Below are 16,991 nucleotides of genomic sequence, written 5' to 3'. Positions count from 1 at the left end.
ACGAGAGGAGTCGAATTCAGTACGACTTCGCGAAGTACGCCGTCTCGCAGGCCTCGTCGCCGCAGACGCCGCACTCCTCGCCGATGGGTTCCTCGTCTCGGTCCATCGGGACCATCACGATTTCCGCGGCGATTTCCTCCTTGATGGCCTGCTCGCAGGCCTCGTCGCCGCACCACGGCGTCTTGACGTAGCCACCGTAGCGCCCGATGGTGCCGAGGATCTCCGAGCGGTCGTGTGCCTCCCGGACGTTCTCCTCGAGGTTCTCCTCGGCGGCCGAGTAGAGCTTGTCGTACACGTCGTCGAAGTGGTCCTCGATGGTGTCCTCGATGTACTCGCGGTCCTCGACCGTGCTCTCGCCGTCGGGGCGGTGGACAACCGTGAGTTCGTCGTCCTCGACCTCGTTGGGGCCGATCTCGATGCGGACGGGGACGCCCTTGAGCTCCCACTCGTTGAACTTGAAGCCGGGGTTGCGCTCGTCGCGGTCGTCGAGTTCGACCCGGACGCCCGCGTCGTCGAGGTCGTCGGCGACGCCCTCGGCGTACTCCAGGACCTCCTCGCGATTCTCCTCCTGCCAGATGGGGACGACGACGACCTGCTCGGGCGCGATGGCGGGCGGGCAGACGAACCCCTGGTCGTCGGAGTGGGTCATGATGAGCGCGCCGAGCGCGCGCCACGACAGCCCCCACGAGGTCGTGTGGGCCGCCTGCTCCTCCTCGTCCTCGTCGGTGAAGGTGAGGTCGTACGCGCGTGCGAAGCCCTGGCCGAGGTAGTGGGAAGTACCGCCCTGGACCGACTTGCCGTCGGGCATCAGCGCCTCGACGGTCGTGGTGGTGTCGGCGCCGGGGAACTTGTCGTGGGCGGGCTTGCGGCCGCGCATCACCGGGATGGCCAGCACCTCCTCGTAGAGCTTCTCGTACTGACCCAGGCGGGTCATCGTCTCGTCCCACGCCTCCTCCTCGGTTTCGTGGGCGGTGTGGCCCTCCTGCCAGAGGAACTCCTTCGTGCGGAAGAACGGCTTGGTCTCGGTGGCCTCCCACCGGATGACCGAACACCACTGGTTGAGCCGCAGGGGCAGGTCGCGGTGGCTCCGGACCCACTGGCTCATGAACGGCGTGATGATGGACTCGCTGGTGGGCCGGAACGCAAGTCGCTCTTCGAGTTCTTCGTGGCCGCCGTGGGTGACCCACGCCACCTCGGGGTCGAAGCCCTCGACGATGTCGCTCTCGCGTTCGAGGTAGCTCTCGGGAATGAGCGCGGGGAAGTAGGCGTTCTGCGAGCCGGTTTCCTTGAACCACGCGTCGAGGTGGTCCTGCAGGCCCTCCCAGAGGGCGTAGCCGCGGGGCCGGGTGACGATGAACCCGCCCATGGGGGCGTAGTCCGCGAGGTGGGCCTTCAGGACGACCTCCGCGTACCAGTCGCCGGGGTTGTGCTCTTTGGACTCGGTGATGCCGAGTTCCTGGTCGTTGTCGCTCATTGTCGTAGAGATTTCTCCGAAGCGGTCTTAAATGCGGTGAACCTGTGGTAGTGGTTCTGGGTTGTGAGAAGTGTCCGGAGAACGACACGGGTAACTGCGAGCGAGAAAGTCGTGTATCGAAGAAATATTTTTAACCGAACGAATAGATTATCCTGTATGACGTCTAACTCTTCGAGGGTTCTCTCGGAGTACGTAGGTTGGGCTCTCTTGGCGATGGTTCTCGGAATCGTCGTCGTTGACGCACTTCTGCTCGCGCTGTACGGGGTTTGGTGACCGAAACCCGTGGAGTTGTCCCGTGGAGTTGTGACTGTCACATCGAAGATTGTCTAGTGACTCGAAACACCGTCTTTCGACGAGTCTCATCGTTTTCCGATGACCGAATGACTCACAGAGACACACCGGCCTCCACGTCCCACTCGACCAACTCCTCGCCAACTGAATCGAACTGAACTCCCCGGCGAACGTCTCGCCGTCGAACAGATACGGTATCCAGTAGCGGTCGTCCTCCCACATCCCGTCGCAGGGGACCGCGTCGTAGTCGAACCACTCGGGGTCGGCCTCCTCGCTTTCTTCGGGCGTCCCCGAAAACCGTTCTGCGCGGAAGACGTGGACGAACATCCTCGGGTCGTCGCCGAAGACGAACCGGAACTCGCCGACCTTCTCGGGGTCGCGGGGCGTCACGCCGATCTCCTCCTCGACCTCGCGGACGACGCACTCCCGGGGCGTCGTCGAGAGCGGAGCGACCGACGGCTCGTGACGGCTCCGCCGTCACGGCGTCTCGCCGTCCTCGACTTTACCGCCGGGGCCAACGTACAGACCCTCGCCGAGTCCGCGCTTCTTGCGGATGAGTAGCACCTCCTCGTCGTCGGGTTGCAGGAGGTAGCACAGCGTCGCGGGTTGCATACCGCCACACTCGCAGTCGGTCGGGAAAAGCCTTCGACTCTCGTCGGTGCCGCGAGTCGCTCGCGGAGGACCGCGACGATGGTGGCGCGGTACCCTGGGCCATCCGAGTTATCCCGCGACCCGTCGTACGCTCCTGCAGACTCCGCATGACCGACGATGACGACTCGCGAGCCAAGATGGTCGGCGTCAATCACGTCGCGCTCGAAGTCGGGGACGTCGACGAGGCTCTGGCGTTCTACGGCGAACTCTTCGAGTTCGAACTCCGGGGCCGGGGGGAATCGTCGGCCTTCCTCGACATGGGCGACCAGTTCCTCGCGCTCGCCGCGGTCGAGGACCCCGGGGAGGCCGACGACCACCGCCACTTCGGACTCGTGGTGGACGACCCCGAGGCCGTCGAACGTCGCCTCAGGGAAACCGACGCCGAGCGACTCGGAACCGGCGGTCTCGACTTCCGGGACCCGTGGGGCAACTGGGTCCAGGTTGTGGCCTACGAGGACGTGCAGTTCACGAAGGCCGACCACGTGCTCGCCGGGATGGGACTCGACGACCTCGGGAAGTCCGAGTCGGCCCTCACCGAACTCGACGAGAAGGGGATGGCGCCGGAGTGACCGGCCGAACGCCGTTCGCTCGGCCGGCCGGACGTCCCGGCCGACCACGCTTCCCGGCCACCCGAGTTTTCCCCGCGTCCGTCGTAGCCCCACCGGTTCCACGATGACCGACACGCACGAGGTCACGGTCACGTCCGTCTACCAGATGACGCCGACCGTCAAGCAGTTCGTGCTCGAATCCGACGGCTACACCTTCGACTTCGACCCCGGCCAGCACACCCACGTCCACTTCGACCGCGCCGAGAGCCCGGCCGAGGACGACGCGGAATCGGGGGACGACGAGGTCGTCCGACCCTACACCTCGACGGCGCTGCCGGGCCACGAGCGCATCACGCTCGCCATCAAGCGCTACCCCGACGGCACCGCCTCGACGTGGATGCACGACCGCGACCCGGGCGACACCGTCGAAATCGAGGAACTCGGTGGTGACCTCTACCTGCGCGACCTGGACTCGGACGTCGCCTTCGTCTCGACCGGGACGGGCATCACGCCGATGATGGCGATGGCCAAGCAGTACGCCCGGGAGGGGTCGGGCCGCGCCCACTTCTTCTTCGGGGAGAAGGACCGAGAGCACGTCATCTACCGCGAGACGCTCGACCAGATGGCCGCCGAGAACGACGACTTCGAGGTGACCTACGTCCTCTCGGAGGCCGACGATTGGGAGGGTCCGGAGGGCCACGTTCAGGAGCACCTGAGCGACTACGTCGACGACTTCGAGAGTCGGGACTTCTACGTCTGCGGCGTCCCCGAGATGGTCGTCCAGACCGAGGACGTGCTGAAAGACGAGGGCGCCGACGAGGACAGTATCTACACCGAGGGCTGGGAGGGCGACGAGGTTTCGGACGACGAAGAATAGCACGGAGTTTTGTCGGCAGGAACGCGACAGTGACCGCCTCGAAAGCCCCCGCCCGCTCGCGGTCGCTCAGCGGGATATCTCGGCCGCGGCACCGCCGCGCCCGAGATAGTGGCCGCGCTGAGACGACCACGATGAACGCGAGCGGGCGGCCCCTTTCAGCCCCACCCTATCGGTTGATTCGCGAGCGTTCGCCGGTGGTCCGTCGCATCGAGCGTTTCCTTAGTCCATGTCTCTGACCGAGAACGGACTCTCGCTCTCGGTCCAGTCCCAGCCGGGCAGTCGCGTCTGGAACCCCGCGGCGAGCGCGGCGTCCAAGTCGTCGGCCCCTGCCGCATCTCCCTCCGTCTCGGTCACGACCACGTCGGCGTAGTGGAACGTCGCCTCGCCGAGGAGTCGAAGCGGTTGGTTGCCGGCTATCGTCCCGGCGAGTTGCCGGCCGAGCAGTTCGTCAACCACGAACCCCGGGTAGTCGCCTTCGACGTCTAAGTCCCGGAGGAGCGCGACCAGCGCGGCCACGTTGACCGCCAGGTCGCCGTCGGCGAACACCGCGTCGACCTCTCGGCGGTAGGCCTCCTCGCTCACGGGGTCGACGTCGGCGTCGAACAGTTCGCCGAGGTCGGCGCGCACCTCGTTGACGAGCGGGACCACGTCGGACGCGCGCTCGCGGACCCACTCGCGCTCGTCGGCGACGGTCGCGGGCGTCACTCGCATACCGCCACGACGGACGGGAGCGGCTTAGCAGTGGCGTTCGGACGCCTTCGCGACGCACGCTCAAATCGGGAAGTCTGGTGGCCGTCGCCGGACGGTCGACCGGAGTGGTGACAGGACGAGTAGAAACGTCCGAACGCTACTGTCCCGTCGGCCGTCGGTATATGAACGTCGCAATTTTCGCCGACCGACCCGGAGCGAAAGGCTTGTTTCGCGCGTACGGGCGGGCCACGGCGCGGCGGTCCTCCGGCATTGAGAAGGTTTTTATAACGCCAACGACTAATGGCCCATAAGCGGGTTTTACTGCGTCCCCGAGTCAGCGTCCGGTCTGTGGCTTCGACCACAGGGGGCGCGGACGACTCGCGCCGGACGCGAGTCCCCTTCCCGCAGAGAAGCGAAATCTATGCTGTGCAGTACTCTACATCGTAGTCCAGATGGTACGAGCGGCGTGGGCCGTGCGGTCCACAGCCCAGGCCCTCGGACTCGCGGTGGGAGTCGCACGACACAGACGGAAGCTCACTTTTTCCACTATGAGTAAAGTAGACCAGCAACTCGAGGACCTGCGAACAGAGATCAAGAGCGAACTACCGAGCGACATCTCGGTGTCGGACGTCAAGTACGAAGGCCCGGAACTGGTCGTCTACACGCGCGACCCCAAGAAGTTCGCCCGCAACGGCGACCTCATCCGGCAGTTGGCGAGTAAACTCCGAAAGCGCATCACGGTCCGGCCCGACCCCGACGTTCTCTCGCGGCCCGAGGACGCACGCGAACAGATACTCGACGTCATCCCCGAGGAAGCGGGCGTCACGGACCTCGACTTCCACGTCGACACCGGCGAGGTGGTCATCGAAGCCGAGAAGCCCGGGATGGTCATCGGCAAGCACGGGTCGACGCTCCGCCAGATAACCCAGGAGGTCGGCTGGACGCCCGAGGTGGTTCGCACCCCGCCCATCGAGTCCTCGACGGTCTCGAACGTCCGGAACTTCCTCAAGCAAGAGCGCGACGACCGCCGCGACATCCTGGAGAAGGTCGGCCGCCAGATCCACCGCGAGGAGATGTCCGACGAGGAGTACGTCCGCATCACGACCCTCGGCTGCTGTCGGGAGGTCGGCCGGGCGAGTTTCATCCTCAGTACGCCCGAAACCCGTATCCTCATCGACTGCGGCGACAAACCCGGTTCCGAGGGTGAGGTCCCCTACCTCCAGGTCGAGGAGGCGCTGGGCGCGGGCGCCAACACCATCGACGCGGTGGTGCTGACCCACGCTCACCTCGACCACTCGGCGCTCCTCCCGCTGCTCTTTAAGTACGGCTACGACGGCCCGATTTACACCACCGAACCGTCCCGCGACCTGATGGGCCTGCTCCAGTTGGACTACCTCGACGTGGCCGCCAAGGAAGGCCGAGTGCCGCCCTACGAGTCCGAGATGGTCAGAGAGGCCATCAAGCACACCATCCCGCTGGAGTACGGCGACGTCACCGACATCGCGCCCGACGTGAAGCTCACCTTCCACAACGCGGGTCACATCCTCGGCTCGGCGGTGTCGCACTTCCACATCGGCGACGGCCTCTACAACGTCGCGTTCTCCGGCGACATCCACTACGACGACACCCGACTGTTCAACGGCGCGGTCAACGACTTCCCGCGGGTCGAGACGCTCGTCCTGGAGTCGACCTACGGCGGCCGCAACGACTACCAGACCGACCAGGAAGATTCGGAGCGCAAACTCAAGAAGGTCATCAACGAGACGTACGAGCGCGGCGGGAAGGTCGTCATCCCCGCCTTCGCGGTCGGTCGGTCCCAGGAGATGATGCTGGTCATCGAGGAGGCGATGCGCAACGGCGACATCCCCGAGATGCCGGTCCACCTGGACGGCATGATATGGGAGGCGACGGCCATCCACACCACCTACCCCGAGTACCTCCGCGACGACCTGAGAGACCGCATCTTCCACGAGGACGAGAACCCGTTCCTCGCCGACCAGTTCAACCACATCGACGGCGGCGAGGAGGAGCGCCAGGACGTCGCCGACGGCGACCAGTGCATCGTGCTGTCGACCTCCGGCATGGTGACCGGCGGCCCGATCATGTCGTGGCTCGAACACCTCGGCCCCGACCCGGACAACCGGATGGTGTTCGTCGGCTACCAGGCCCAGGGGACGCTGGGTCGGCGCATCCAGAACGGCTGGGACGAGATTCCGATGAACCGCGGCGGCGGCCGCAACGGGAAACTCTCGCTCGCACTTGACGTGAAGACCGTCGACGGCTTCTCCGGCCACGCCGACCGCCAGGGCCTGATGAACTTCGTGAAGACGATGAAGCCCCGCCCGGAGAAGGTACTGTGCGTCCACGGCGACGAGTCGAGCGTCCAGGACCTCTCGTCGTCGCTGTACCACGAGTTCAACATGCGGACGTTCGCGCCCAAGAACCTCGAGACGTTCCGGTTCAAGTAACCGCGCTTCGGAGCACGGCGCTCTCGCTTCCTTCCGCCCTTTGAACAGGTCCGTTCGGAGAAATATTATCCGTCCGGCACCAACGTTATCAGTTCGTCGGCCGTGATTCGAAGCAGTGCAACTGGATTCGTCATCCTCCGGGGGTCCGACGATTCCGGACGCGGCGTCCGGCGTCGCCTACGACCCCGTCAGCTTCTCTCGGCTCGGCGGGGATGACTTCTACCGCGATTTCGTCGAGCGAACCGCGGACGTCATCCTGACCGTCGACCAGTCGAGCAGCATCGTCTTCGCCAACCCCGCGGTCGAGCACGTCTTCGGTTACGACCCCGAGTCGCTGATCGGCGAATCGCTGACCGCGTTGATGCCCGAGCAGTTCCGCTCGGAGTACCTCGCCGCCGTCGACCGGTACGTCTCGTCCGAGGAGACGGAGTTCGACTGGGACTACGTGGAGTTTCCCGGCCTCGGACGCGACGGCGACGAACTGGAACTCGCCGTCTCGTTCAGTGAACAACGGGTCGACGGCGAGTCGTTTTTCACCGCGGTCGTCCGGGACATCTCCGACCGGAAGGCTCGAAAGGCCCAGTTGACCCGGTACGAAACCATCGTCAACTCCATCGACGAGGGCGTCTACCAACTCGACGCCGACGGGACGTTCGTCGCGGTCAACGACGCGGTGGTCGAGAAGACCGGCTACGACCGCGAGGCGCTGCTCGGGGCGAACGCCTCGATGCTCGTGAGCGACGCCGACGCCGAGCGCGTCCGGGCGGCGACCCGACGACTTCGGGGGAACGGAGAGAGCACCGAGACGCTCGAAGTTGGAGTTCGAACCGCCGACGGCGGTCGAATTCCGTGCGAGATTCGACTCCGACCGCTCGTCGCCGACGGCGCGGTCGAGGGGACGGTCGGCATCGTCCGGGACCTCTCGGAGCGCCGCGAGCGCGAGCAGGCGCTCCGGCGTGAGAAGGACCTCACTCGGCGACTGCTCGAAACCGCGCCGACGGCGCTGGCGGTCCAGACCGCCGACGGCGACCTGGAGATGGCGAACCAGCGCGCCCGCGACCTCTTCAGCCTCGCCGACGAGTCGCTCCGCGAGCACTCGCTGGACGAACTGACGGGGTGGAAACTGTACGACGCCGACGGCGAACCGCTGGCCGACGACGAACGGCCGTCGGCCCGCGTCCGCGCGACCGGGGAGGCGGTCGACGAGCGAGAGCTGATGGTCGAGTCCCCCGAGGGGACCCGACGGTGGCTGCGGGTCAACGCCGCGCCGGTGTTCGAACCCGGCGGCGACCTCTCGCGGGTCATCGTCGCGGCCGAGGACGTCACCGAGCGCAAGCGCTACGAGCGGGACCTCGAAGCGAAGAGCCAGCACCTCCAGAGCGAACTCGAACAGGCGCTCGGCCGGGTGACCGACGCCGTCTTCGCGGTCGACCCCGACTGGCGGTTCACCTACGTCAACGAGCGCGCCGAGCAGTTCCTCGAGCGGGCCGAATCCGATCTGCTCGGCACGAGCGTCTGGAAGGCGTTCCCCGAGGCGGTCGACTCGACGTTCGAACGCGAGTACCGGGCGGCGATGGAAACCCAGGAGCCAACCGGCTTCGAGGAGTACTTCCCGCCGCTGGACACCTGGTTCGAGGTGCGGGCCTACCCCTCCGAGACGGGACTGTCGGTGTACTTCCGGGACGTGAACGAGCGCAAACGCCGCGAGCGCGAACTCGAACAGTACGAGGCGGTGGTCGAAACCAGCGCCGACGGCATCTACGCGCTCGACCCCGACGGGAACTTCGTGATGGCGAACGACGCCTTCCTGGAGATGGTCGGCTGGGAGCGCGAGCGACTACTCGGCAAGCCCGCGAAGGTCGTCCACGACGGCGAGATATCCGAGTTGGCCGACGAACTCGCGTCCGGCATCTGGTCGGGCGACGACGCGGAGGCCCGCCTCGAACTCGAACTCGTCGCCCGAGACGGCTCGACCCTCCCCGTCGAGAGTCGGTTCGGCCCGTACCCCTACGACGACGAGCGGTGGGGCCGATGTGGCATCGTTCGGGACGTGACCGGCCGCAAGGAGCGCGAGCGCGAACTCCGCGAACGGGTCCGCCAGCAGCGCGCGATCGCGGAGTTCTCCAAGCGCGCACTCGAAGACCGGCCGCTGGACGACCTCTTCGACGAGGCCTGCGAACTGGTCGCCGACACGCTCGAGCACGACTACTGCAAGGTGCTCGAACTGTTCCCCGAGGACGACGAACTCCTGCTCCGCAACGGCGTCGGCTGGAACGAGGGAATCGTCGGGTCGGCGGCGGTCGACGACGACCGCGGGTCGCAGGCCGGCTTCACGCTCATCTCCGAGGAGCCGGTGGTGGTCGAGGACCTCGAGAACGAGACTCGTTTCTCGGGACCCGAACTGCTGACCTCCCACGACGTGAAGAGCGGCATCAGCACCATCATCGGGACGCCGGCGGAGCCGTGGGGCATCCTCGGGACCCACCACACCGAACGCCGGTCGTACGACGACCACGACGTTCACTTCGTCCAGAGCGTCGCCCACATCCTCACCATGGCGATTCGCCGCCGCCAGCGCGAGCGCACGCTCGAATCGCTCGCGGAGGCCTCGGGCGAACTGCTCCGGGCCGAGACGCGCGGGGAGGTCTGCGACATCGTCGCCGAAACCGCGAACGACGACCTCTCGCTCTCGCTGACGATGGTGGCCTGCTACGACGACGCCACCGGCGAACTCGAACCCCGCTCGCTCTCCCCGCAGGCCGAGGCGGTGTTCGACGCCGAGCGACTGCTGGCGCCCGAGGCCGACCTCGCGTGGCGGGCGTTCGCCGAGAACCGGGTCACCACCTTCGGCGGACTCCCGGCCGGGGGCGAGTCGGCGGCCGCGGCCGCCGACTCGCCAGCACCGCGCGAGGAGGGACCGTCGCCGGCCGAGGACGACGACGTCGCGACGGCCTACGACGTGGCGGTCTTCCCGCTTGGAAGGTACGGCATCCTCGTCGTCGGAGCGACACACCGCGACGAGGACGCGGCCGGCGCGGCGGCCGACGACGGCGACGGGGGGACCGAAATCGGCGCCGGCGGCCCGCCGCTGACGCGAGTCCTCGGGTCCAACGCCGAGTCGACGTTCGTCCGGATTCTGGCGGCCAACACCGAGTCGGCGCTCGACCGGACCGACCGCGAGCGCCAGATTCTCGAACGGGAGGAGCTGTTGCGCGAGCAGAACGAGCGCCTCGAACGCCTCAACAGAATCAACGACGTGATTCGCCGGATAGACAAGGCGCTCGTCGCGGCCGGGTCGCAGGTGGAAATCGAGCAGGAGGTGTGCTCGCAGTTGACGTCGACGGGCCCCTACGCGTTCGCCTGGCTCGGCGACTACGACGCGGTGGGCGAGGAGATACGGCCCCGCGAGTACGCCGGGGCCGACAAGGGCTACCTCGACTCCGTCTCGTTCGCGGCCGCCGACGCGTCGCCCGAGAACCCCTTCTTGACGGCGGTCCGGACCAGGGAACCCCAGGTCGTCGGGAACCTCCTCGGCGACCCGCCGTTCGAGGACTGGCGGTCGGCGGCGCTCAAGCGCGGCTACCGCTCCTGTATCGTCCTCCCGCTGCTCTACAAGGACACCCTCTACGGCGTGCTGGCGGTCTACGCCGACCAGGCCGAGGCGTTCGACGACCTCGAACGCGACGTGCTCGCCGAACTCGCGGGCACCGTCGGCTACGCCATCAACGCCGTCGAGAGCAAGAAGGCGCTGGTCAGCACCGACTTCGTGGAGATAGAGTTCAGCGTCCGCGACCCCGACGTCCCGTTCGTGGACCTGACGAACGCGCTCGACTGTGAGTTCGAGTTCGAGAGCGTCACCGCCACGTCCGACGGGGCGTTCCGGGTGTTCTTCGAGACTCGCGGGGCCGACCCCGAGGCGGTGCGCGAGTACCTCGGCCGCGCGGTCGAGGTCCGGGACCTCCGCCTCGTCTCGGCGAGCGGCGACCAGGCGTCGTTCGCGTGCGTGGTCGAACCGACGAACTTCGTGCCGACGCTGCTCGACTACGGGGCCATCCCGCGGACGTTCACCGCGGTCGACGGCGAGGGGACCGCCATCGTGACGTTCCCGCAGTCGGGGGACGTCCGGCGCTTCCTCGAAGCGGTCCAGACCCGGTACGACGGTCTGGAACTGCTCGCCCGGCGCGAACACGAACGGGAGTTCCGGACGCGCGAGGACTTCCGGACCCAGTTCGACGACAGCCTCACCGACCGCCAGCGCGAGGTGCTCCGGACCGCCTACTTCGGGGGGTTCTTCGAGACGCCGCGCCAGTCGACCGGGAGCGAAATCGGCGAGACGCTCGGCATCTCGCAGCCGACGTTCAACAAGCACCTGCGGGCCGCCCAGCGCAAACTGTTCGGACTGCTCTACGACGACTGAGTCGGCGTCGCGTCCGACGAAGCGTCCGGACCGTTCGAGATTGATAGCCCGTCGGCGCCGGGCGGGGCTTGGTATCTAGCTGGTACGAACATCCGAGTCGCGGTCGTACGATAACGAGTAATGAGTGACGCAGACGCTGTGGCAGAACAGGGAACGCAAGTAACGCTGGAACCGGTCGTGCGCGAGACGTGGGACGCGGAAACCGAGTCGCTGTCGGCGACCGTGGTGCGCGCGGTCGCGGCGGCCGAGGGCACGACGACCGCCGAACTGGCCGAACCGTTGTACGACGCCGTCGACCCCGACGCGCTTGACCAGTTGTTCGAACCCCGAGTCGACGGTGTCGCCCGTCTGTTCGGACAGCTTCACTTCCGCTACCACGACTACAACGTCCTCGTCCACGACTTCGGACGCGTCGACGTCTACCCCGAGGACGCCCAGCTGACGACCGTCGTCGACGCGCCGACGGTCCGGTCGTAGTTCGGTTCTCGACCTCGAATTCTCCGAAGCTATCTGAACTCGAAGCCCTCGACGTCGCCTCGGTCGCCCGCCAGCGCGCCGGCCGCGCCGGCGCCGAACGAGTAGGCCGCCGCCATCGCGCCGCCGCGGACTCGCTCCATCAGACCGCGCTGGGGTTCGAACTCCCTGACCGAAACCTCCTCGACGCCGAGGTCGGCCGCGAGTCGCTCTTTGACGTCCTCCCGCGTGCCGAGTTCGTCGACCAGGCCGATGTGGAGCGCGTCCTCGCCGAGGTAGACCCGGGCCTCGGTGTCCCGGACCTGCTCGTCGGTTAGCTCTCGGCCGTCGGTGACCCGGTCGACGAACTCCTCGTAGTAGCCGTCGATGAGCCCCTGGAGGTACTCGCGTTCGTCCTCGGACATCTCCTTGAGCGACTGGCCGGCGTCCTTGTACTTGCCCGCCGCGAGTCGCTCGTACTCCAGGCCGAGGTTGTCGGCGAGTTCGGCCGCGTTGACCCGCGAACCGATGACGCCGATGCTCCCGACGATGCTTCCCTCGCGGGCGTAGATGGCGTCGCACCCGCTGGCGATCCAGTAGCCGCCGCTGGCGCAGACGTCGGTCGCGTAGGCGACGGTCGGCCCGTCGAAGCGCTCGGCCGCGACGCGGATGTCGTCGCTCGGGACGACCTGGCCGCCGGGGGTGTTGAGCTTCAACAGGAGAGCGTTCGCGCCGTCGTCTTCGTCGGCTCGCCGAATCTGCTCGACCACGTCGTCGGCGCCGGTGCCGCCGGGGCGGGGCGGAATCCCGCCTCCGCCGCCGTCGCGGGTGATGGGTCCCTCGACGGCGACCTCGGCCACGTCGTATGCGGGAAACCGCGAGGAGGCGATTCGCCCGGCGATTCGCGCCCCGACGACGCCGGTAAGCAGCGCGAGGACGACGCCGAACAGCGCGGCGAGGTTACCATCGGGCACGTCGACGAACAGTTGCCAGCCGACCGCGACCGCGACGAGGGCTCCGACCGCGACGACCAGTAGGCGCGAGACGTTCCGTCCGTTATCCGCCATCGTGACCTCCGACGAAATCCATACTCCGCTTTGTGGTCGCGTCGGCCGTTAAGGCTTCGCCCTTCGCGTTGATTCGCGAATTTGCGTTCGTAATGAGTTCGTGATACGATCCTACTGCACCGCGCCCGTAGCGCAGACCGCCACTCACACGATACAACTGAGTACCCGCACCGCCACTGCAACCGCGGTCCACACCCCTCCCCAGCCGACTCCTTCACTCGCTGACGCTCGTTCAGTCGTCCCTCGCGCGAACCTGTCGGCTCGCGAGGAGCCGACCGCGCGCGCCGATTCGGTTGGAAAGATTCGCGATACTTGGCCTTCCACGTGGCGCGCACTGGCGCGGCCTCGTGCCGCGCCCACGTTGCGCGAGGTCTTCGGGAGCGTCGGCGACCGAAGGCTCGTCGGAGCTTTGCTCCGACGGTGGATGAGCGAACGAGCGCAGCGAGTGAGCGAATCGGCTGGGGAGGCGTGTGGCGTGCGGTGGCGGGGCGGTTTCATTTGTGGAGTGCGAGTAGCGTTCGCTGTCGAAGTGGCGGTTGCGGCTGCTAAACCAGTGGCTGTCGCGGTTACAGTGTAGTTACGCTCCGAAAACGCGCAAGCGACGAAATTCACTGTGCAAAGCCGGCAGTCGCGCTACAGCACACAAAGACGCCACAGAAGTCACTCACCGTTCAGTCGAAGAAGAAACCGCAAACGACGCATAACGTTAGAGAGCGACTACAGGAGCCCCGTTTTCTGGAGCTTCATGAGGTCCTCGGTGTCGAGGGTCTCGCCTTCCTTGAACTGCTGGTAGATCTCCTCGGCCTCCTCCTTGGCCTCTTCGCGCTCCTTGGCCTTCTCGGACTTGCGCTCCTTCTCTTCCTTCTTGTCGAGTTCGCGCAGGCGCTTCTGGACGCGCACGAAGTCCTCGTGGTGCTGGTCGGCCGCCTCCTGGGCCTCCACGAAGCTCTCGTGCATCTCGTCGGCGTCGTCGCGAATCTCGTCGGCCTCGCGATAGGCCTCGATCATGTTGTTGTGGTGCTCCTGGGCCTTGTCGGCGAGTTCCGTGACCTTCTCGTGGTGACGGCTCGCTTCGGCGCGCACCTCCTCGGCTTCCTCGACGAGTCCTTCGAGGTCCTCGGTGTTGTCCAGCTTGTCCTTGCGCTGCTGGTACTCCTCGCGCTTGTCCTCGATCTTCTCGATGAGTTCGCGCTCGTCCTCGGTCGAGAGCACCTCGGTCTGCTGCTTGAACTCGAGCTGTTCGATCTCGTCCTCGAGCTCTTCAAGGCCCTTGCCCTCGTCGAGTTCGAGGTCGGACTTCTTCTGCTCGACCTCGTCGAAGAGCTCGTTGGCCTTCGCGTTGAGCTCGTTGCGCTTCTCCTTGTGCTCTTGGACCTGCTCGTTGAGCTCGTCGCGCTTCTCGCGGTGCTCCTGAGCCTCGTCGACCTTCTCGCGCGTCTTGGCGTTGAGGTCGTCGCGCTTGGACGCTCGCTTGCTGGCCTTCTGGTTCAGCTCGTTACGTCGGTCTCGGAGCTGTCCCGCGAGTTTGATTAGTTCGCCTTTCGACTTGTTCTGAAGTTCCTCTTCCGTTACGCTTACCATGCTTAGTTAAACCTCGATTCCATGCCCGCCTCGGGGTTCGCCAGACCGAACGTCGAAACTCGACGCTCTGGACGACTCGCAATCGACCGGTGACAATAGTACCCTGTCATTTGTCGCGCGATGCTGGCGAACGCCTGTGGCGTTCTGGTATCAGGAAATATTCGCCGCGGCTATTTAAAACTTCTGCTCGTTAGAACCGTGGAAACCGTTCGCACGGCCGTCAGAGGGCGTGTAAACGCTTCCCACACTTTTCAGCCTCCTTATAAAGGATACTCGTTCCGGACCGTTTGGTCGCCGCGGGCGAACGCCAACGTCACCGACTCGGCGTCGCCGGGCACCGTGAGCGTCCCCGCGCCCTCGCGGCCGAACGCAGGCACTTCGACGTCGGCAGTCCCTTCCCGGTCGCCGGCCACCCACGTCACGGTCCCCGAAATCGCCTGCGGGGTGTCGTTGCAGACGGTCAACTGCCGGGTCGCGCCCGGTTCGGGGTAGGCGTCCAGCACCGCCTGGACCGGGGCGAACGACGCCGCGAGCGCCGAGTAGCCCGCCTTCTCCGACCCGTCGGCCGCGAGCACGCCCATGCCCGCGCCGTCGTCGGTGTCCCGGAGCGCCGCGGCGGCCATCACGTCGCTTCCCCGACGCCGGAGCGCCTCGGCGACGGTCTTGAGCGTCCGGGCCTGGTACGCCTGCGAATCCTCGACGTCGCCCGAGACGTAGGCGTCGTGGGCGCGGGCGTCGAAGCCGGCGACCTCTCCGTCGAGTTCCGCGGCGCTCACTTCCCCGCCGTCGGTGCTCGCGACGCTCTCGGCCCCGTCAGCGCCCGCCAGCGCACCCGCACCGAACGACCCGATTACGTCGCCGCAGTCGTACTTCTCCAGTACCCACTCGGCGTCGGCGGCAGTCCCGTAGTCCCACCCGGGGTACAGGTCGGTCGCGTCGGCGTCGACGCCGGGGGCGTCCGAGACGGGGAAGACCACGGTCCCTTCGGGGAACGCGTCGGCGACCTCGCGGTCGGGGCCGGCGTCGTAGTTCGCGCGCCAGGCCCGCCAGCGGACCTTGTAGCGCGATAGCCGACCCGGGCCGACGCCCGCGAGGTGGTCGCTGGGTCCGTCGTGGACGCCGAACGCCGCCACCGAGGGGTGGCGTTCGAGGTGGGACGAGAGCGTCTCGGCTAGGTCGGCCGCGCGCTCGCCGTCGTAGTCGCCCGGCCCGCAGAGCGGGAGGTCCTGCCAGACCAGCACCCCCGCGTCGGCGCAGGCCTCGTAGAACTCCGCGGGGGCGACGTGCCCGCGCGCCCGCACGAGGTTCGCGCCGGCGTTCGCCGCGCGCTCGACGTCCCACGTCGGGTCGCCTGTCGGCAGCAGCGAGAAGCCCCGCGCGGGGACCCGCTGGCCGTTGACGAGCAGTCCGTCGGCGCCGTACTCGACTTCGCGGAGGCCGGTCTTGACCACGCGCTCGTCGTCGCCGAGTCGCGCCCGGACCGCGTACTGGTGCTGGGGGCCGTGGCCCGTCGGCCACCAGTAGGCGGGGTCGCGCAGTTCGAGCGTCTTCTCGACCACGATTCGCTCGCCCGCGTCGGCCTCGACCCGGGCGCGCTCCATCACGCCGCCGCCGCGGAACCCCTGCGGGCGCACCGACAGCGAGATTCGGTCGTCGACGTCCTCGCCCGCCTCGACGGCGAGTCGGGCGTCGATGACCGCGCCGTCGTCGGTGCGCCGCGGGGTGAGCGACAGCGAGTCGACGAACGTCGCAGGATGCGTCCGGAGTTCGGCGCCCCACCAGATGCCGGGCACCGCACGCTCGGCGGGGACGCGGTCGGTGGCGTAAACGCCGCCGAACCGCTCGGGCGCGCGGCAGACGACGACGAGTTCGTTCTCCTCGGCGAGGTCGAGTTCGTACCGGGCCGGCACGAAGTAGGCGTCGTGTTCACCGAGTAATTCGCCGTTCAGCCAGATTCGGGCGTGCGCGTAGAGGCCGCGCAGTTCCAGGGTCGCGCGCTCGTCGCCCTCGCGGGGGTCGGCGAACTCGGTTCGGTAGGCCACGGCGTCGGCGTCGGCGTCGGCGAACCGCTCGGGGCGGCCGGGCACCTCGACGGGGTGGTACTCTTCGGGGGATGGAGGTTCGTCCCCGGCAGGTGCGTCGACCGCCGCACCCGTCCAGTCGGTCAGAGACATAGTGAGGGAACGAAACCCCTCCGTGATAGGTCTTACGTCCCTCAGGTGACCACTTTCACTTTCACTCCGCCCGTGGCTCAATTTAAGTAGGATGGCGCGACCAGGTGTTGGTATGCTCGAAGACCTTCGGTGCGTCTGCGACGACCCGGCCTGCGAGAGAGCGCTCGGCGAGAACCAGCTCATGCTGGCGATGGAGACGCCGGCCGGCACGCGCCGGGCGTACGAGTGCGCCTGCGGCGCGGTGACGGTGACCGTCTCGCGGTGACCCTCCGGAAGTTCGACGCGGCCGCCGGCCCGCGG

At 67.1% G+C, this 16,991-nt stretch carries 13 protein-coding genes; 6 read left to right on the top strand and 7 right to left on the bottom strand.

Annotated elements, in window-relative coordinates; translation table 11 throughout:
* Positions 1 to 16: 16 nt before the first annotated feature.
* From proS to NGM07_RS25615, 3 genes are all read right to left on the bottom strand, one after another.
* Positions 17 to 1,474, bottom strand: a complete 1,458-nt coding sequence (proS, locus tag NGM07_RS17920; RefSeq protein WP_253514052.1) for a proline--tRNA ligase — start codon at positions 1,472 to 1,474, stop codon at positions 17 to 19.
* A gap of 147 nt (positions 1,475 to 1,621) precedes the next feature.
* Complete coding sequence (locus NGM07_RS17915; RefSeq protein WP_253514049.1) at positions 1,622 to 2,155, bottom strand: NUDIX hydrolase; 534 nt, start codon at positions 2,153 to 2,155, stop codon at positions 1,622 to 1,624.
* Positions 2,156 to 2,242: 87 nt separating this feature from the next.
* Positions 2,243 to 2,377 (bottom strand): NUDIX domain-containing protein, encoded by a 135-nt coding sequence (locus NGM07_RS25615; protein WP_253514047.1) that lies wholly within the window; start codon positions 2,375 to 2,377, stop codon positions 2,243 to 2,245.
* A 146-nt stretch (positions 2,378 to 2,523) separates the two neighbouring features.
* Between NGM07_RS25615 and NGM07_RS17905 the strand changes: the two genes are divergently transcribed.
* Together NGM07_RS17905 and NGM07_RS17900 are read left to right on the top strand one after the other, a co-directional pair.
* On the top strand, positions 2,524 to 2,985 hold the full coding sequence (locus NGM07_RS17905) for a VOC family protein (protein ID WP_253514044.1): 462 nt from the start codon (positions 2,524 to 2,526) through the stop codon (positions 2,983 to 2,985).
* A 103-nt stretch (positions 2,986 to 3,088) separates the two neighbouring features.
* Positions 3,089 to 3,841 carry a ferredoxin--NADP reductase gene (locus NGM07_RS17900; RefSeq protein ID WP_253514042.1) on the top strand — a complete coding sequence of 251 codons (753 nt, stop codon included), beginning with the start codon at positions 3,089 to 3,091 and terminating at the stop codon, positions 3,839 to 3,841.
* Positions 3,842 to 4,060: 219 nt separating this feature from the next.
* Here NGM07_RS17900 and NGM07_RS17895 read toward each other — a convergent pair whose 3' ends face one another.
* Complete coding sequence (locus NGM07_RS17895; protein ID WP_253514039.1) at positions 4,061 to 4,552, bottom strand: DUF7984 family protein; 492 nt, start codon at positions 4,550 to 4,552, stop codon at positions 4,061 to 4,063.
* A gap of 527 nt (positions 4,553 to 5,079) precedes the next feature.
* Here NGM07_RS17895 and NGM07_RS17890 point away from each other — a divergent pair.
* The 3 genes from NGM07_RS17890 to ddfA all read left to right on the top strand — a co-directional run bounded on the left by NGM07_RS17890 (position 5,080) and on the right by ddfA (position 11,893).
* Entirely contained in the window at positions 5,080 to 6,999 is a 1,920-nt protein-coding gene (locus NGM07_RS17890) for a beta-CASP ribonuclease aCPSF1 (protein WP_253514036.1), read from the top strand.
* Positions 7,000 to 7,114: 115 nt separating this feature from the next.
* Complete coding sequence (locus NGM07_RS17885) at positions 7,115 to 11,416, top strand: PAS domain S-box protein (RefSeq protein ID WP_253514034.1); 4,302 nt, start codon at positions 7,115 to 7,117, stop codon at positions 11,414 to 11,416.
* Positions 11,417 to 11,536: 120 nt separating this feature from the next.
* A complete protein-coding gene (ddfA, locus tag NGM07_RS17880) occupies positions 11,537 to 11,893 on the top strand; it encodes a DdfA family disk-determining factor (protein ID WP_253514032.1) in 357 nt (118 codons plus the stop codon).
* A gap of 29 nt (positions 11,894 to 11,922) precedes the next feature.
* Here ddfA and sppA read toward each other — a convergent pair whose 3' ends face one another.
* The 3 genes from sppA to NGM07_RS17865 form a co-directional block, all read right to left on the bottom strand.
* Entirely contained in the window at positions 11,923 to 12,936 is a 1,014-nt protein-coding gene (gene sppA / locus NGM07_RS17875) for a signal peptide peptidase SppA (RefSeq protein WP_253514029.1), read from the bottom strand.
* 717 nt (positions 12,937 to 13,653) lie between these two features.
* Positions 13,654 to 14,517 (bottom strand): coiled-coil protein, encoded by an 864-nt coding sequence (locus NGM07_RS17870; RefSeq protein ID WP_253514026.1) that lies wholly within the window; start codon positions 14,515 to 14,517, stop codon positions 13,654 to 13,656.
* Between the two features lie 260 nt (positions 14,518 to 14,777).
* Positions 14,778 to 16,691, bottom strand: coding sequence for a glycoside hydrolase family 2 protein (locus NGM07_RS17865; protein WP_253514023.1), 1,914 nt, complete (start codon positions 16,689 to 16,691; stop codon positions 14,778 to 14,780).
* Between the two features lie 112 nt (positions 16,692 to 16,803).
* Here NGM07_RS17865 and NGM07_RS17860 point away from each other — a divergent pair, with 112 nt between their 5' ends.
* Complete coding sequence (locus NGM07_RS17860) at positions 16,804 to 16,956, top strand: hypothetical protein (RefSeq protein ID WP_253514021.1); 153 nt, start codon at positions 16,804 to 16,806, stop codon at positions 16,954 to 16,956.
* Positions 16,957 to 16,991 lie beyond the last annotated feature (35 nt).

The organism is Halorussus vallis, from assembly GCF_024138165.1.
Lineage (GTDB): Archaea > Halobacteriota > Halobacteria > Halobacteriales > Haladaptataceae > Halorussus > Halorussus vallis.
Note: the sequence above shows the minus strand (reverse complement) of the source record. Positions and strands in the feature narration are given on the sequence as shown.

Excerpts from the sequence above, each read along its gene's own strand:
- ddfA (WP_253514032.1), top strand. The coding sequence starts at position 11,537 with ATGAGTGACGCAGACGCTGTGGCAGAACAGGGAACGCAAGTAACGCTG.
- NGM07_RS17895 (WP_253514039.1), bottom strand. The coding sequence starts at position 4,552 with ATGCGAGTGACGCCCGCGACCGTCGCCGACGAGCGCGAGTGGGTCCGC.
- NGM07_RS25615 (WP_253514047.1), bottom strand. The coding sequence starts at position 2,377 with ATGCAACCCGCGACGCTGTGCTACCTCCTGCAACCCGACGACGAGGAG.
- NGM07_RS17860 (WP_253514021.1), top strand. The coding sequence starts at position 16,804 with ATGCTCGAAGACCTTCGGTGCGTCTGCGACGACCCGGCCTGCGAGAGA.
- NGM07_RS17865 (WP_253514023.1), bottom strand. The coding sequence starts at position 16,691 with ATGTCTCTGACCGACTGGACGGGTGCGGCGGTCGACGCACCTGCCGGG.
- NGM07_RS17870 (WP_253514026.1), bottom strand. The coding sequence starts at position 14,517 with ATGGTAAGCGTAACGGAAGAGGAACTTCAGAACAAGTCGAAAGGCGAA.
- NGM07_RS17905 (WP_253514044.1), top strand. The coding sequence starts at position 2,524 with ATGACCGACGATGACGACTCGCGAGCCAAGATGGTCGGCGTCAATCAC.
- NGM07_RS17900 (WP_253514042.1), top strand. The coding sequence starts at position 3,089 with ATGACCGACACGCACGAGGTCACGGTCACGTCCGTCTACCAGATGACG.
- sppA (WP_253514029.1), bottom strand. The coding sequence starts at position 12,936 with ATGGCGGATAACGGACGGAACGTCTCGCGCCTACTGGTCGTCGCGGTC.
- proS (WP_253514052.1), bottom strand. The coding sequence starts at position 1,474 with ATGAGCGACAACGACCAGGAACTCGGCATCACCGAGTCCAAAGAGCAC.
- NGM07_RS17890 (WP_253514036.1), top strand. The coding sequence starts at position 5,080 with ATGAGTAAAGTAGACCAGCAACTCGAGGACCTGCGAACAGAGATCAAG.